The 15096-nt window shown below is 59.4% G+C and carries 15 protein-coding genes and 2 pseudogenes; 11 read left to right on the forward strand and 6 right to left on the reverse strand.

The annotated features are described in order from the left end of the window. Positions 1-43 precede the first annotated feature (43 nt). From BSG20_RS18605 to BSG20_RS18620, 4 genes are all read left to right on the forward strand, one after another. Positions 44-1879: an IlvD/Edd family dehydratase gene (locus BSG20_RS18605; RefSeq protein WP_072377807.1), complete on the forward strand. Its 1836-nt coding sequence runs from the start codon at positions 44-46 to the stop codon at positions 1877-1879. Positions 1880-2115: 236 nt separating this feature from the next. Next, complete coding sequence (locus BSG20_RS18610) at positions 2116-3276, forward strand: fumarylacetoacetate hydrolase family protein (protein ID WP_072377724.1); 1161 nt, start codon at positions 2116-2118, stop codon at positions 3274-3276. A gap of 115 nt (positions 3277-3391) precedes the next feature. After that, positions 3392-3664: a hypothetical protein gene (locus BSG20_RS18615; RefSeq protein WP_072377725.1), complete on the forward strand. Its 273-nt coding sequence runs from the start codon at positions 3392-3394 to the stop codon at positions 3662-3664. Positions 3665-3906: 242 nt separating this feature from the next. Continuing rightward, positions 3907-4359 carry a helix-turn-helix domain-containing protein gene (locus BSG20_RS18620; protein WP_072377809.1) on the forward strand — a complete coding sequence of 151 codons (453 nt, stop codon included), beginning with the start codon at positions 3907-3909 and terminating at the stop codon, positions 4357-4359. A gap of 336 nt (positions 4360-4695) precedes the next feature. On the opposite strand, the pseudogene pepT reads toward BSG20_RS18620, so the two are convergent. Continuing rightward, positions 4696-5927 (reverse strand): annotated as a pseudogene (gene pepT / locus BSG20_RS18625) (peptidase T). A gap of 262 nt (positions 5928-6189) precedes the next feature. Between pepT and BSG20_RS18630 the strand changes: the two are divergent. After that, on the forward strand, positions 6190-6444 hold the full coding sequence (locus BSG20_RS18630) for a YMGG-like glycine zipper-containing protein (RefSeq protein ID WP_072377727.1): 255 nt from the start codon (positions 6190-6192) through the stop codon (positions 6442-6444). 56 nt (positions 6445-6500) lie between these two features. Here the strand turns inward: BSG20_RS18630 and BSG20_RS18635 are convergent, their stop codons facing one another. The 4 genes and pseudogenes from BSG20_RS18635 to BSG20_RS18650 all read right to left on the reverse strand — a co-directional run bounded on the left by BSG20_RS18635 (position 6501) and on the right by BSG20_RS18650 (position 10551). Next, positions 6501-7343, reverse strand: coding sequence for an ABC transporter permease (locus tag BSG20_RS18635; RefSeq protein ID WP_072377729.1), 843 nt, complete (start codon positions 7341-7343; stop codon positions 6501-6503). Positions 7344-7345: 2 nt separating this feature from the next. Then, positions 7346-8223 (reverse strand): annotated as a pseudogene (locus BSG20_RS18640) (ABC transporter permease). Continuing rightward, on the reverse strand, positions 8220-9320 hold the full coding sequence (locus tag BSG20_RS18645) for an ABC transporter ATP-binding protein (protein ID WP_072377731.1): 1101 nt from the start codon (positions 9318-9320) through the stop codon (positions 8220-8222). The pseudogene BSG20_RS18640 and the gene BSG20_RS18645 overlap by 4 nt, the downstream one beginning before the upstream one ends. A 55-nt stretch (positions 9321-9375) precedes the next feature. Then, positions 9376-10551: an extracellular solute-binding protein gene (locus BSG20_RS18650; protein ID WP_072377733.1), complete on the reverse strand. Its 1176-nt coding sequence runs from the start codon at positions 10549-10551 to the stop codon at positions 9376-9378. A gap of 207 nt (positions 10552-10758) precedes the next feature. On the opposite strand from BSG20_RS18650, the gene BSG20_RS18655 reads away from it, so the two are divergent. The 5 genes from BSG20_RS18655 to BSG20_RS37565 all read left to right on the forward strand — a co-directional run bounded on the left by BSG20_RS18655 (position 10759) and on the right by BSG20_RS37565 (position 13947). Beyond that, a complete protein-coding gene (locus BSG20_RS18655) occupies positions 10759-11481 on the forward strand; it encodes a GntR family transcriptional regulator (protein ID WP_072377735.1) in 723 nt (240 codons plus the stop codon). Positions 11482-11521: 40 nt separating this feature from the next. Further along, positions 11522-12709 (forward strand): mannonate dehydratase, encoded by a 1188-nt coding sequence (uxuA, locus tag BSG20_RS18660; RefSeq protein WP_072377737.1) that lies wholly within the window; start codon positions 11522-11524, stop codon positions 12707-12709. A gap of 144 nt (positions 12710-12853) precedes the next feature. After that, positions 12854-13153 (forward strand): hypothetical protein, encoded by a 300-nt coding sequence (locus tag BSG20_RS18665; protein ID WP_072377739.1) that lies wholly within the window; start codon positions 12854-12856, stop codon positions 13151-13153. Between the two features lie 192 nt (positions 13154-13345). Next, complete coding sequence (locus BSG20_RS37560; protein ID WP_244541365.1) at positions 13346-13624, forward strand: hypothetical protein; 279 nt, start codon at positions 13346-13348, stop codon at positions 13622-13624. Between the two features lie 59 nt (positions 13625-13683). Further along, on the forward strand, positions 13684-13947 hold the full coding sequence (locus BSG20_RS37565) for a hypothetical protein (protein WP_244541366.1): 264 nt from the start codon (positions 13684-13686) through the stop codon (positions 13945-13947). Positions 13948-13984: 37 nt separating this feature from the next. On the opposite strand, the gene BSG20_RS18680 is transcribed toward BSG20_RS37565, so the two are convergent. Next, positions 13985-14182 (reverse strand): hypothetical protein, encoded by a 198-nt coding sequence (locus tag BSG20_RS18680; RefSeq protein WP_072377743.1) that lies wholly within the window; start codon positions 14180-14182, stop codon positions 13985-13987. 470 nt (positions 14183-14652) lie between these two features. Between BSG20_RS18680 and BSG20_RS18685 the strand changes: the two genes are divergently transcribed. Next, entirely contained in the window at positions 14653-15096 is a 444-nt protein-coding gene (locus BSG20_RS18685; RefSeq protein WP_072377745.1) for a helix-turn-helix domain-containing protein, read from the forward strand.

The raw sequence follows: 15096 nt of genomic DNA on the forward strand, positions 1-15096 counted from the left end.
CTAAGTGCATGACAACAGCGGCGTCAAAGCAAGGAAATTCATCGTGGTTGAGAAAACTCCCTCCCCGAATCAGAACGCAGTTCAAGAGCAGGACGGATCGCGCCAGCTACGCTCCAAGGCTTGGTTCGACAATCTCGCAAATCCTGACATGACCGCGCTCTACCTGGAGCGCTACATGAACTTCGGTCTTAGCCAGGAAGAGCTGCAGTCGGGAAGGCCGATCATCGGTATCGCTCAGACTGGCTCCGACCTGTCGCCGTGCAATCGTCACCACATCGAGCTCGCCAAGCGCGTTCGCGAAGGGATTCGTGACGCAGGTGGTATCGCCATTGAATTCCCGGTGCATCCGATCCAGGAAACTGGCAAGCGTCCGACCGCAGGTCTCGACCGCAACCTCTCCTATCTCGGTCTCGTCGAGGTTCTCTACGGCTATCCGCTGGATGGCGTGGTCCTGACGATTGGTTGCGACAAGACGACGCCGGCCTGTCTCATGGCGGCCGCAACCGTGAACATTCCGGCGATCGCACTGTCGGTTGGCCCGATGCTGAACGGCTGGTTCCGCGGCGAGCGCACAGGTTCCGGTACGATCGTCTGGAAGGCTCGCGAAATGATGGCGCGCGGCGAAATCGACTATCAGGGCTTCGTCAAGCTCGTTGCCTCCTCCGCGCCCTCGACCGGCTACTGCAACACGATGGGCACGGCGACCACGATGAATTCGCTCGCCGAAGGGCTCGGGATGCAGCTGCCGGGCGGCGCGGCAATTCCGGCCCCCTACCGTGACCGTCAAGAAATCTCCTATGAGACCGGGTTGCGGATCGTCGAAATGGTTCGCGAGGACCTCAAGCCTTCCGACATTCTGACCAGGGACGCCTTCATCAACGCCATCCGGCTCAACTCGGCTATCGGTGGCTCAACCAATGCCCCGATCCATCTCAACGCACTTGCCCGCCATGTCGGCGTCGAACTGACGGTCGATGACTGGCAGACCTACGGCGAGGAAATCCCGCTTCTCGTCAACCTGCAGCCAGCTGGTGAGTATCTCGGCGAGGACTACTACCACGCCGGCGGCGTTCCGGCCGTCATGGGCGAGTTGATCAAGCACGATCTGATCAACACAAGCGCGATGACCGTGAATGGAAAGACGGTCGGCGAGAACTACACCACAGCGACGATCGAGGACGACAAGGTCATTCGTCCGTTCGAGCGCCCGCTGAAGGAGCGCGCCGGCTTCCGCGTCCTGCGCGGCAATCTCTTCTCCTCCGCAATCATGAAGACGAGCGTGATCTCGCCTGAGTTCCGGCAGCGTTACCTGTCCAATCCGAACGATCCGGAAGCCTTCGTTGGCCGCGCGGTCGTCTTCGACGGACCGGAAGATTACCATCACCGCATCGACGATCCGTCGCTGGCGATCGATGCGTCGACGGTGCTTTTCATGCGCGGTGCCGGGCCGATCGGCTATCCGGGTGCCGCCGAGGTGGTCAACATGCGTGCGCCGGATTATCTCTTGAAGCAGGGCATCAGCTCGCTGCCCTGCATCGGTGACGGTCGTCAGTCCGGCACGTCTGGCTCGCCCTCCATCCTCAACGCGTCGCCGGAAGCGGCAGCCGGTGGTGGGCTTGCGCTGCTGAAGACCGGCGACCAGGTTCGCATCGACCTCAAGAAGGGGTCGGCCGACATCCTCATCAGTGACGAGGAACTTGCCGAACGGCGCAAGGCGCTCGAGGCAGCCGGCGGTTATGTCTATCCGGAGAGCCAGACGCCCTGGCAGGAAATCCAGCGCACCTATGTCGGCCAGATGGAAACCGGCGCCGTGCTTGAGCCTGCCGTCAAGTACCAGCGTATCGCCCAGACCAAGGGCATTCCGCGCGACAACCACTAAATCCTCCGAGCGCGGACAGCTCGCGTCGCTGAACACAGTCCGATTAAGTACAATGGGCGCGATGCCATCGTCGGCATCGCGCCCATTCTCAATTTGGAGACGAGATCGAGATTCCTTGGTTTTGACCTTGCCCACCGGCATCTATTGTGGTCGATTTCGACGCGCCGCTAGGTTGGAGGGCGGCGGGTTCGTTTTGATCTTGAGCGCGTCCATCGCTCGTGTGACGGAACATGTCGATGTCTTATACTCTTCTGGATTCTGCCGCCGCCGGCGGTTTGTTTGTCGGTCGTGCCTGGAACCCCGGTGTTGAAGGCCCGAGCATCGTGGCGGTTCGGGATGGCCAGTTGGTCGACATCACCTCCAAAGCTGCGCCGACGCTGAGTGCGCTCCTGGAACAACACGATCCCGCCGCCTTCGTCCGCGCCGCGGATGGTCCTGTGCTCGCCACATTCGAGGAGATTGCTGCCGTTGGCATCGGAACGCCTGACCCGTCGCGGGTTCATCTGCTTGCTCCTGCCGACCTTCAGGCCATCAAGGCTTGCGGCGTAACGTTCGCACAGTCGATGATCGAGCGCGTCATCGAGGAGAAGGCCGCTGGAAGTCCCGATCGCGCCGCCGCGATCCGCGAGCGCGTCAGTACGCTGATCGGTGGTAGCCTCTACAATCTGAAAGCAGGTTCGGCTGAAGCCGCCAAGGTCAAGCAGGCGCTGATCGACGAAGGCATGTGGTCTCAATATCTCGAGGTCGGCATCGGACCTGACGCTGAGGTTTTCACGAAGTCACCCGTCCTTGCTTCTGTCGGCTGGGGCGCCGATGTCGGGCTGCATCCAATCTCGACCTGGAACAATCCGGAACCCGAGATCGTACTTGCCGTCAACAGCGGCGGCGAGATCAAGGGTGCAACACTTGGCAACGACGTCAATCTGCGCGACGTGGAGGGCCGCTCGGCGCTCCTGCTCGGCAAGGCAAAGGATAATAACGCCTCCTGCTCGATCGGCCCATTCATCCGCCTGTTCGACGAGAAGTACGGCCTTGATGACGTGCGCAGCGCAGAGCTCGACCTCAAGGTCACCGGCGCGGACGGATTCGTTCTTCACGGAAAGAGTTCGATGTCGAAGATCAGCCGCGATCCTTTCGACCTCGTCAAGCAGACCTGCGGGGCCCACCATCAGTACCCGGATGGCTTCATGCTGTTCTTGGGAACGCTGTTTGCACCGACGCAGGATCGTGATGCGCCAAACCAGGGCTTCACCCACAAAATCGGTGACGTCGTCGAAATTTCGTCGACAGGCCTCGGCTCGCTCGTCAATACCGTGCGGCTTTCAACCGAGTGCTCTCCCTGGACATTTGGTATCACCGCCCTGATGGCAAGCCTTGCAAAGCGGGACCTCCTTTAGGCGTTCGGGCGAGCGGCGCGTGTGCGGAAATCGTGCGCTGACGGATTGTCTCCCTGTTCTGGCGCAATCGATCGGATATATGCTCCAGGAATGAAGCGGAATCGTTGAGGGTCCCATGAACAAAGCCCTTGCCTTGATAAGCGTGCTCGCCTTTATAGGCTGCACCACGAAGGACTTTTCCTCGCCGGGTCTCGATCCGATCCCCGGGAGTATCACCTACAGAGGCCAGCCGCGTACCAAGCTGACGAAGTCGCCGCCAGGGTCGACCTTCCCGCACAATTTCATCGACGAGTGGGGCCAACAGGTCGATGAGACCTACATGATACAACCCGACAAGTCGCTGAAGATCGTTCACAGGGAAATCCGTCCGATTCGCCTCAACCGCTAAACAGCGCTGGCGGTGAATCGGACGAAGCTCGCCTGCCCATTGACCACCCACCCTGCAACCTCGACTAGTTCCGATCGACAAGCTCTTCGGGTGGCTAGTCACATGCGTTTATCATACAATGTTATGCAATTAGCCGATTGAATTTGGCCCGCGGCTAATACACACTCGCCAGAGGGGTGCGATGCCGGGTATGTGGCCGAGCAAATGAACGTGACGCTAATCCGGTACATGGAAAATTTATGATGAGTGCAAAGACGCCGAATGCCATCGATACCTTTGTCGGTTCTCGCGTGAGGATGCGAAGGCAACTCCTAGGACTTAGCCAGGAAAAACTGGCCGATCAGATAGGTGTGACATTCCAGCAGGTGCAGAAATACGAGAAGGGTCTGAACCGGATCGGTGCCAGCCGACTGCAACGTATCGCCGATGTGCTGAGCACCTCTCCGAGTTTCTTCTTTCAGCAGGACGAGTCCGAGCCCTTGAGCTTGGCCGGGCTTGAGACTTCGGTCGCCGCCGACCCGGTTGCCGAATTTCTGCATTCGAAGGAAGGTCTCGCGCTCAATCGTGCCTTCCTGAAAATCACCGACACGCAGCTTCGCGAAAAGATTGTCGCTTTGGTCAAAGCCATGGCGCATGCACAGGAAGGGCGTGGTGTTGTGGGCGAGCAAACGAAACCTGGCGAAACCTTCGCCTAAACGCTCTGCGTTATGAAGCGCTGGGCTTTGCCGATCTGATGAAATTCAGCCTGGAAACCTTCGAAGCGCTGCGCTTCATCGCTGGGCGGGGAAAATGTCGCGTATCCGTGCTCGCGGCCTGCTACCTGCTGACGCAGCCGCACGTGGAATATCCCAGGGCATCGCTGGCACGGTTCCTGAGACTGCGCGGGCTCTTTGAGGCAAGCCCTGCAGCTTGTCACACGAGCTGCTCGGACAGCGGGATACCAAGCGCCAATGAACAGGCGCGCCTCGACAGAGCGGGCCATCGGCGAAGGGCATCATGGGTGCGGTACGCGGAGAGACCGGTCTGCTCCGCTAAGCTCCCTCCTCCCACACCTTTGCGAGTTCAACGAGGGTGGCGACGGCCTTGTCCATGTCCTGCCTGCTGATCCATTCGCGTGGCGAGTGGAAGGCGTGGCCGCCAGCGAAGATGTTCGGGCATGGCAGTCCCATGAACGAAAGACGCGAACCGTCCGTTCCGCCGCGGATACTGCCGCGCACAGGCGACATGCCTGCTCGGCGGATGGCTTCGATGGCGTTCTCGACGATCTGCGGGTGGCGATCGAGAACAACCTTCATGTTGCGATACTGCTGCTTGACGTTGAAGGTGTAGGAAGAACCGGGAAAGTCGGCCATCACATCCTGCACCAGGCTTCGAGACATTTCTCCTTGTCAGCCAGCCCGGCTTCCTCGAAGTCCCGGACAATGAGGCCAATAGCTGCCTTTTCCATCGAGCCGGTCAAGCCGGTCGGATGGATGAAGCCTTCTCGCCCATCGGTCGTTTCGGGTGCGACATTCTTGGGTAACCGATCAATAATCGCGCCGGCGATCTTGATGGCATTCTCCATCTTTCCCTTGGCAAAGCCCGGATGGATGGCAACGCCTTCGATGGTAATCTCGACGCCATCTGCCGAGAAAGTCTCGTCCTCGATGTGTCCGGCGGTTTCACCGTCCATCGTATAAGCAAACTGCGCGCCAAGCTTTGTCAGATCGACCTTGTCGACACCGCGGCCGATCTCCTCATCCGGCGTGAAAAGCAGCTTGATCGTTCCGTGCTTGATGTCGGGATTGTCCATGAGGATCTGCGCCGCCGTCATGATCTCGGCGATGCCGGCCTTGTCGTCGGCACCGAGAAGTGTCGTACCGTCCGTGGTGACGATGTCGTGGCCGATCTGGTCGATGAGCGCCGGATTCTCGCTGACGCGAATGACTTGCTTGTTGTCACCGGCAAGCTGAATGTCGCCGCCGCCGTAGTCGCGCACGATCTGTGGCCTGACGTTCGTCCCGGTGAAATCAGGCGCCGTATCCATATGCGAGCAGAAGCAAATGACCGGAACCGCTTTGTCGACATTCGAGGGAACGGTCGCATAGACGTAGCCATGCTCGTCCAAGTGAGCGTCGGATAGGCCGATCGTCAACAACTCGTCGACCAGCAAGCGGCCCAAGTCCTTCTGTTTCACGGTCGACGGCTGTGTCGACGATGCCGGATCCGATTGGGTATCAATGACGACATAGCGAAGAAAGCGATCGAGGACGGTATCGGTCATGGCAGGTCCAGTTCGTGTTTTGGCGTCGCACGATATAGCCTTCGGGGATGCGCCGTGAATAGAGGCATTCGACCGGACGGACGTCGCTGACACTCGATCACTTGTCAATAAGTGGACGTCATCTCGCCGGTGTCACGGGGACAGGATATTACGAGCCAGCCAAGGGATCGCACTGTCAGGCCTAAGTCAGTCGATGGAACCTTATGGCATCGAATCTAGTTTTCTACACCGTAATGCAAAACTGTAAGCATAGGAGTGGCGGATGAGAAAAGTTATCCTAGTGGCTGCATTTATGGGGGCATTGGCATCGTGCACAGCCACCGAAAAAGGAACCGCAATTGGTGCGGGCACGGGCGCCATCATTGGCGGTGCCGTCAGCGACAGCTGGGGAGGCGCAGCGATCGGCGCCGTGGCAGGCGGTGTCGCGGGCGCTCTGATTGGACGCTCGACCGAACGCCGCGGCTACTGTGTCTATCGTGACCGCTATGGTCGCACCTATGAGGCGCGCTGCCGATAGCCGCACAGCGGACTGACCGCCTCGGCGAGAGGCGGTCTATTCCCTCGAGATTGGAACTAGTGGGTACTTTGCTGTTTCGCCCTCGCAACGATCTGTGTCGGGTTCACAAACTGCAATGCGAGAACCAGCCAGAACAATGTCGTGACCATGTAGACCACGGCCATCGCATCGATCGATTGGCCTGCGCGAACGCCTGATGCAAATACGGCGTAGTAGAGCGACACGACGAGGGTCTGCGTCGTCGGTCCGGCAATCAGGAAGGTCAGCTCGAACATCGCGATGGTTCGCACCAGCACCAGCAGCAGCGCAGCCAGCATCCCCGGTAGAAGCAGCGGCAGCAAAATGCGCAGGAAAAGGCTCGTCGTTCCTGCGCCGAAAACTCGTGCGGCCGCTTCTATGCGCGGGTCGATCTGCTCGATGAACGGGATCATCACTAAAACAACGAAGGGCAACGACGGGACGACGTTGATCAGCACGACGCCCCAGAAGGTGCCGCCGAGCCCAAGCTGGTAGAGGACGGTTGCCAGCGGAATGCCGTAGGTCAATGGAGGGATCAGCAACGGCAACAAGAACAGTAAAATGACCAGGCGTTTTCCGGGAAAGTCGCGCCGCGCCAGCGCGTATGCGGTCGTGATGCCCAAAATTCCGGAGATGATGACGACAGTGAAGACGATCTCAAAGGTGACAAGGACAACGCTGGAAAGTTGGAATTCCTTCCAGGCGCTGAAATACCAGCGTGTCGTCCAACCTGCCGGCAGCCATGTTCCAAGCCAGCGCGTCGCAAAAGAGTTGACCATGACAGCGGCAATAACGGCGAGCAGATTGAGGACAAAGAGGATGGCCAGCGCCCAAATGGCGAACCGCCAGATCTTTGAGGTGGGCCCCTGATCTCGGATCATGACTAACCTTTCGTGCCGCCGGCGGGGCCGCGGTAGAAAAGTGAGCGGGTGGCCAGAACGGCAAGCACGACAACCAGCTCCACGCCGCCCATGATGAGCGCGATCGTCGAACCGAGCGAATGATCATATTGCTCGAAGGCTGCCTGATAGGCTGCAATCGAGATGACGCGCGTTGGGCCGGCAGGCGCCCCCAGAAGAACGGCGGAGGGAAACACCGCAAAGGCCTGCACGAAGGCCAGGCAGAAGGTGACAGCGAGCCCCGGGACCAAAAGCGGAAGGAAGACCCTAAAGAAGCGCTGTCGTGGTCCCGCGCCCAGTGTCGCCGCCGCCTGCTCGATCGCGGGATCGATGCGGTAACGTAAGACAGCGTCAGCAGGAAGGCGAAGGGAAAACCGGTGATCAGCAACGAGGCAAAGACGCCCCAGTAGTTATTCGTCAGCTTCACCGGCGCGTCGAGGATGCCGAGCATCAAGAGGGTATGATTGAACCAGCCGCGCGGCCCGAGAAAGGTCAAAAGGCCATCTGCCACGAAGACCGTGCCGAGGGTAATCGGCAGCACGAGAATGGTGGTTAGCAGCCGCTGCCTGCGCATCAGGCGCACGCGCAAGGCAACTGGTACGGCAAAGGCAAGGTTGATCACCGTTACAGGCAGTGCCAGCCACATCGTCGCGGCGATCGTCCGATATTGGAACGGATCGCTGAAAAACTTCGCGTAGTTCGCATACCACGTGCCCTCTTCCGGCATGACGGAATCGGCCACACCATAAAGGAACGGGTAGACAAACATCGCGATCATGAAGATCAGCCCCGGCAGCAACAAAAGCGTCGTGCCATCGAGACCGCGAGCAGCAAGCCGTGTTCGCAGCGAAGGGCCGTTCATCGGCTGGTTCCTTTGAAGACCAGCGCCCGACCGGCAATCGGTTGCAGCCTGGTCGATGCTCCCCGCGCCAATTGCTCATCCGCCCGGAAATAGACTTCAGAGCCGTCCCCTGCCCGCGCCATGCCAAAAAATGCTCGCCCGCGATACTCCATGCTGCTGACAGTGGCAGCGATCCCCTCGCCGTTCGACGCGACAAGGTCTTCCGGGCGGACAGACAGGATCGCTGCATCGCCGACGCTGAGCGGCGAGCGCATCGTGCCAACGAGGCGGGCGCCGGCGACCTCGATTTCGGCCTCTGCGTTCGTCACACGCGTAATGCGGCCTTCAACACGCGTCCTGAAGCCCATGAAGTCGGCAACGTCGACGTTCACAGGGCGCTGGTAGAGATCCTGAGGCGAGCCGATTTGTTCTATATGGCCCTGGCTCATGACGACGATGCGGTCGGCAAGCGACAGCGCCTCATCCTGATCATGCGTCACATAGATGGTGGTGGAACCGATCTGATCGTGGATTCCGCGAATTTCGGCGCGCATCTCGAGCCGAAGCTTCGCATCGAGATTAGAAAGCGGCTCGTCCATCAGGACGATTGGCGGACGAATGACGATAGCGCGCGCGATCGCCACGCGCTGCTGCTGGCCACCGGACAGCTGCCCCGGCAACTTATCGGCCTGGCTTTCGAGACGCACCAGCGCCAGTGCATCGCGGATGCGCTGGTCGGCCTCTGGCCCCTTTATGCCCTGCATGGCAAGGCCGAATCCGACATTCTTGCGCACGCTCATATGTGGAAACAGGGCGTAGCTTTGGAACACCATGCCAAAGCCGCGGCGCTCGGGTTCGAGCTGATCGATGCGCGTGCCGCCAAGCCGGATTTCGCCACTGGTCAGTGGCAGCAAGCCGGCGATGCAGTTCAGTGCAGTCGACTTGCCGCAACCGGACGGACCAAGCAGCGCCACGAACTCTCCAGGTTCGATCGCAAGATTGATGCCGTTCAAAGCGTTGAACGCTCCGAAGACGCGACGCATCCCATCGAGTTCCAGGCGTGCGTTCTTGCGCGTCGATGCTGCGGCATTCGAAACCGAAGTCAAATCAATCTCCATCTTCAAAATGAGGTGGCCGGCCCGAGACGCGATTCCGGGCCGGCTGTTTTTTTGATCAGCCCTTCTTGGCGCCGATCTTCTCGTCCCAGATGCGGAAGGCTTCGACCAGTTGCTTCGGCTCCAGCGGAACCTCCAGCGGATTGTTAGCAATCCAGTCGGCATATTCGGGACGGCCGAACTCCTTGATCGTGTCCTGGCTTTCTTGCGGCGCCATCTCGAGGGTGACGTCCTTCACAGCCGGACCCGGATAGAAATAACCGGCATCGTAGGCGATCGCCTGCTGCTTGGGCTGCAGGATGTAGTTGAGCACGTCGATCAGCACGCCGATCTTCTCGTCCGAGACGCCCTTCGGGACGACCGCGTAATGGGCGTCCGTGACCCAATGGAAGCCATCGAGCTTCTGCACCTTCGCCTCTGCTGGAACAATGCCGAGCGCCCGCGGATTGATGTCCCAGCCGGTCGTCGATACGACGATGTCGCGCGTCCCCTCGCCAAGCTCCTTCATCACCTGGCCGGTGCCCGTCGGATAATACTCAATGTGTTCGCCAAGTGCCGCGAGATAGTCCCACGTCTTTGCCCAGCCCTTGGCGGGGTCGCGAGGGTCACTGTCGCCAAGCAGGTATGGCAAGCCCATGAGGAAGGTGCGGCCGGGACCCGAATTGGCCGGCCGAGCATAGATGAAGCGGTTCTTGTTGGCCTTCGCCCATTCAAGCAGCTCCTGCGCCGATTTCGGCGGCGTAGGTACCTTGTCGGGCATATATTCGATGAGTGGGCCTGAGGGGTAGTAGGTGATGACGACGCCCTGATCCTTGGCAAGAGCCTGCATCTTGAAAGCCTGCGGCTGCAGGATCTGTTCGAGGTTAGGAAGCTCCGACTTGTGTGCCTTCAGATCGATCCAAAGCCCCTGATCAAGGCCTGCCGAGAGCGCGTCCGTTCCCGTCAGGACGAGATCGATATCGACTTTACCGGCCGCCTGCTGCGCCTTGATCTTGCCGGGCAACTCAGGTGCCGGTGCCTTTGTGAAGGCGAAGCTGGAAACCCAGTCGGCCTTTTCCGCGGCATAGGCCTCGAACATGCCCTGCGTCAGCGCCAGGTTGCCGGCGACATCAGCAATCGTGACGGTGACGGGGCTTGCCGGTTTCTTGGCCTGCGCAAAGGCCCTCAGCGGCAGCATGGTTGCAACGGCGGCGCCCGCTGCGGTGCCGACGAATGTTCTGCGGGTGACTTTCATCCTGTTTCTCCTCCTCCTGTTGTCGGACGCCGCTAACGCGCTTCAATGCGTCCTCGAGCCGGTCGTTGCAGGACCGGAAGCTTAATCGCCAAATGTGTGAAACCTCTTGAAATGGTTGCCAAAAACACCGTCCTCCTCGGCACGCCTTGGCAGTCGCAATAAATTGATATACTAGTATGCACGATCAAGTCAATGTCAGGGCTCCTTATGCAGGCAGCAGTTGTTTCCGTTCCGACGGCCTTGCCTTTCGAGGCCGAGAGGCCGACGAAGCTTCGCCGCGTGACGAATGCCGGCGCTATCTTCGATCGGCTCTACGCGGATATACTTGCCCTGCGAATCCCACCCGGAATGCTGTTGCAGGAAAAGCGGATTGCCGAAGAGTTCAATGTCTCCCGCACTCCGGTGCGTGAGGCGCTGCTTCGATTGTCAGAGGGCGGGCTTGTCGATATCTATCCGCAGTCCGGCACGGTCGTATCGCGGGTCCCCGTCTCTGCGATCCCGGAGGCGGTGGTCGTGCGCAAGTCGCTTGAAGGAACGACTGTCGAACGCGCCGCCGAAGTAGCCACGGCAGCCGATATCGATCGCCTGAATTCCATCATCTCACGACAGCGATCGCTTGCCGCGCTCGGTGATACGTCCGCCTTTCACGAGGAGGACGAGGCCTTCCACGAGGCCGTCGCCGAGATTGCCGGCTATCCCGGCATCTGGACGATCCTTAAGACGGTCAAGGTGCAAATCGACCGCGCCCGACGACTGACGCTGCCGGTTCTTGGCCGCATGGACAATGTCGTGCACGAACACGGGCTCATTCGCGACGCGATCGCTGCCCACGACGTGGAAGCAGCGCGTGCGGCCATGATGCACCACTTGAGCGCCGTCATTCCCGACGTCAACGAGCTTCGCGCCCAGTATCCCGATTATTTCTGCTGAGCCTGTCAGCGGCAACGACAAGATCCCAAGGAGGAAATGCATGCGCCAGGGTTGGAGATGGTTTGGACCGGAGGCACCTGTAACGCTCGACGAGGTGCGGCAGACCGGTGCGACCAATATCGTTTCGTCCCTGCACCAGGTACCGATCGGCCGCGCCTGGACTGAAGCGGAAGTGCGCGAGCGCCAGGCGATGATCGAAACGACGCCGGCCGGACGCTCGAGCCTGACATGGTCCGTTGTCGAGAGCATCCCGATACCGGATGCCGTCAAGCGTAATGGTGGACGGGCCAAGGCAGAAATCGAGGCCTGGATCGCCAGCCTTGAAGCCGTTGCAGCCTGCGGGATTCCAATTGTCTGCTACAACTTCATGCCCGTTGTCGACTGGACGCGCACCGAACTCGATTATGTCATCGATACCGGCGCCACTGCCATGCGTTTCGATTATGAGAAATTCGCGGTCTTCGATCTCTTCGTGCTTCAACGCGCCGGTGCCGAGCGGCAATACTCCCCTGAGGACATGGCGCGTGCGCGCGCCGTGTTCGATGCGATGACCGAAGCCGAGATTGCAGAGATCACTCGGATCATCACATCCGCCCTACCCGGCTCGACGACCGAACCGCTGACGATCCCGCAGTTCCGTGAAAAGCTCGCAGCTTATAGCGGTATCGACGCCGCCAAGCTGCGCCAGCATCTTATCGAATTTCTTCAAGCAGTGACGCCTGTGGCCGAAGCGCGCGGCGTCAAGCTGACGCTCCACCCGGATGATCCGCCGCGCTCGCTCTTTGGTCTGCCGCGTATCGCGTCGACAGCCGAAGACTATGCGGCGCTTTTTAGTGCCGTGCCCTCGAAGGCGAATGGCATGTGCTACTGCACCGGCAGCCTCGGAGTGCGTGCTGACAACGACCTGCCGGCAATTGCCCGCCGCTTCGCATCGAGAATCCATTTCGCCCATCTTCGGGCAACAAAACGCGAGGGCGACGGACGCAGCTTCCACGAGAGCGCCCATCTGGAGGGAGACGTCGACATGGTTGCAGTCCTGAAGGAACTTGTCGCCGAAGACCGCGGGCGTCGGTCAAACGAAACAATAGTGTTCCGATCTGACCACGGCCATCGCATGCTCGATGATCTCGACAAGACCGTGACGCCGGGTTATCCGGCCATCGGTCGACTGCGCGGTCTGGCCGAGCTTCGCGGCATTCTCTATGCCCTGGGTGCCCAGCCGACGTAATAGTGGATTGCGGCTGCGGTCCTTCGTGGTCTCAAAATCGTGGGTTACAGGTGGAGCGGTCGACCTCTGGAAGGGCAACTGCCCACGCATTTGGAACAAACTTGGGCACAATTCATTTCTCTTCGTGCAGAGAGGAGAAACGATATGACCTACGACCCGAATGATCCGAACCGCAACCCCACGACCGATCACGACCCGCGCACGCCACCGCTGCGCCGCAGCCCTAGCAGCTGGATCGGATGGATTGCCGCGATCGCCGTGATCCTTGTCGCAGCGTTTGCTATCACAGAATGGTTTGACCGGCCGGGCACCGATCCTAACCCGACCGCTTCGACCACTGAATCTCAGCCGATGAAACCACCGGCAGCCCCTATAGCGCCGTCCAGCGAGCCGGCAACGCCCGCCCCGGCCAACCCTTCGACCGGCGGTACGACACAGCAGTAAGCATACTGATAAGCGGAGCCTCACCTCTTGGAGGAGAGGCTCCTCCGGTATCTTTTTTCCAAGCCCCCCCAACCCTTTCTTGTCTCCACGGACAAAGGCGTCGCTCACGGGAGGTCGCGGCTTGAAAGCGCGTGAGGCAAATATCAAGCGCAACCTGTGCAGCGCATGCGGCAAATGCCAATAGCGACCAGTGTGCTTGACGAAACCCGATCATTTCAGTTCGATGGCGCCGGGACAGGCGAAACCTTCATCATGACAGCTCTAAACCCGGTGCATCATCGCGCTGCTGCTGGCATGCGCGGCGCTGCTCGGCGCGCGGATCAGCCTGCGTTCGGCACTCTTTCGGTGCTTGCAGTTGGTTTTCTGGTTGCATCCGCCAAGACGGCCTTCGTCGATGCCGCAAATGAACTGAAGACGTCGGCTGCTCGCCTCGTCCTGCTTGACCGCATATTGACGGCAGTATGGAACTGACACGGCGCAGGCACGCGAGAGGTTTGCGAAGCTGGTAAAGGCTCGTATCGCGCAGGTTTTTGGAGGCGCCAGCCGGCGAGGCTCTCGGGAGGGAAGCAACCGCCTTCCTGGTAGTGCTGACGTTCTGGCTGATCGTGATCTTTCTCACATTCGGCCTTTTGTCGCCCTATAACGGCACGGTCATATCAATCATTGTCGCTTGCGCTCTGTCTGCCGGAGGTGCGGTGTTCATCGTCAACGATATGGCCCACCCTTGCGGAGGCCTGATCTATGTTTCGGATGAGCCTTTGCGTATCGCCCTGTCGCGGATGGGGCGCGGTTGATCGCCCCGCAGCAGTCGGTCTCAACACACAGCGTGGATCAGTGCGTCGCCGCGCGCTTCTTGGAGGCCGCGAGAATGTAGTCGTCGGCAATATCCGCGATCGCCATGGCGATTTCGGTCGACGAGAAGCCGACCAGTTTTTCGCCCTGAATGATCTGGTATACGGCTTCCTCTATCTTTTCACGGCAGGCAGAAAGCCTGTCGGCGTGGCTGATAACTATAGGACGTAATTCCATGGCACTTACCCCCGGTCGATGCGGCACACACGTTCTTGATGTGCGTTGAATGTTGATTTTGGTTAAGCAAGTGAAGGTCGCGACATCCGTGATGTTATTGAACGATGCCCCACTATCGCGATTTCAGCTAAAAAGCCGCCTACAGCCTCCGCAAAGACGGCGCCAAAGCTTCAACTTAACCGTGCCTGGACTATAGTCACAAAAATCTGGAACAGCTTGTGAAATCGACGTGACACTACCATGGATAGAGCATTCGAAATATATACTGCCCAAGGTCGGCAATATTTGCAGAGATCTTGCTTCTCGATGCATCGGGTCTGGCTGAATTTCCCCGGCGTCGGTAAAAATCGCAACGCCACAGCAAAATGTGTTGGCATCAGCAATTAGCTTCTTGAATAAATTTACTCTTGGTTGTATTTTTTGTAAATCTCATCATAATGCCAGTCTGACACGAGGAAACGGGGGATGCCATGAAGGCCAAAACTCCAAACGCTATTGATGCCTATGTGGGTGAGCGTGTCAGGTTAAGGCGGAAGCTACTTGGTTTGAGCCAGGTTAGCCTATCGGAATCCTTAGGCATTACGTTCCAACAGCTGCAAAAATACGAAAAGGGCGTCAACCGCATAGGCGCGAGCCGGCTGCAGCGCATTGCAGAAGTCCTTGGCGTGCCTATCGGCTTCTTTTTCGATGAACAGACGGCGCAGACAGCGGGCCTGCGGTTGAGCGCCGATACCGACGAAGTTGCGCATTTCATCGCTTCGAAGGAAGGTCTGGCGCTGACGCGGGCCTTCATCGCGATCGAAGATCCGAATGTTCGTCGAAAGCTGCTGGCCCTTGCAAGGAGCCTTGGCTCCACGCAATCGGTCACGGATGAGCGTGAGGGCTGGGAACGGGTGGACGAAACAAGAGGATAG

The organism is Rhizobium tibeticum (assembly GCF_900110205.1).
Lineage (GTDB): Bacteria > Pseudomonadota > Alphaproteobacteria > Rhizobiales > Rhizobiaceae > Rhizobium > Rhizobium tibeticum.

Coding starts and splice junctions, on each gene's coding strand:
- BSG20_RS18610 (WP_072377724.1), top strand. CDS start 2,116: ATGTCTTATACTCTTCTGGATTCTGCCGCCGCCGGCGGTTTGTTTGTC.
- BSG20_RS18615 (WP_072377725.1), top strand. CDS start 3,392: ATGAACAAAGCCCTTGCCTTGATAAGCGTGCTCGCCTTTATAGGCTGC.
- BSG20_RS18620 (WP_072377809.1), top strand. CDS start 3,907: ATGAGTGCAAAGACGCCGAATGCCATCGATACCTTTGTCGGTTCTCGC.
- BSG20_RS18630 (WP_072377727.1), top strand. CDS start 6,190: ATGAGAAAAGTTATCCTAGTGGCTGCATTTATGGGGGCATTGGCATCG.
- BSG20_RS18635 (WP_072377729.1), bottom strand. CDS start 7,343: ATGATCCGAGATCAGGGGCCCACCTCAAAGATCTGGCGGTTCGCCATT.
- BSG20_RS18645 (WP_072377731.1), bottom strand. CDS start 9,320: ATGGAGATTGATTTGACTTCGGTTTCGAATGCCGCAGCATCGACGCGC.
- BSG20_RS18650 (WP_072377733.1), bottom strand. CDS start 10,551: ATGAAAGTCACCCGCAGAACATTCGTCGGCACCGCAGCGGGCGCCGCC.
- BSG20_RS18655 (WP_072377735.1), top strand. CDS start 10,759: ATGCAGGCAGCAGTTGTTTCCGTTCCGACGGCCTTGCCTTTCGAGGCC.
- uxuA (WP_072377737.1), top strand. CDS start 11,522: ATGCGCCAGGGTTGGAGATGGTTTGGACCGGAGGCACCTGTAACGCTC.
- BSG20_RS18665 (WP_072377739.1), top strand. CDS start 12,854: ATGACCTACGACCCGAATGATCCGAACCGCAACCCCACGACCGATCAC.
- BSG20_RS18680 (WP_072377743.1), bottom strand. CDS start 14,182: ATGGAATTACGTCCTATAGTTATCAGCCACGCCGACAGGCTTTCTGCC.
- BSG20_RS18685 (WP_072377745.1), top strand. CDS start 14,653: ATGAAGGCCAAAACTCCAAACGCTATTGATGCCTATGTGGGTGAGCGT.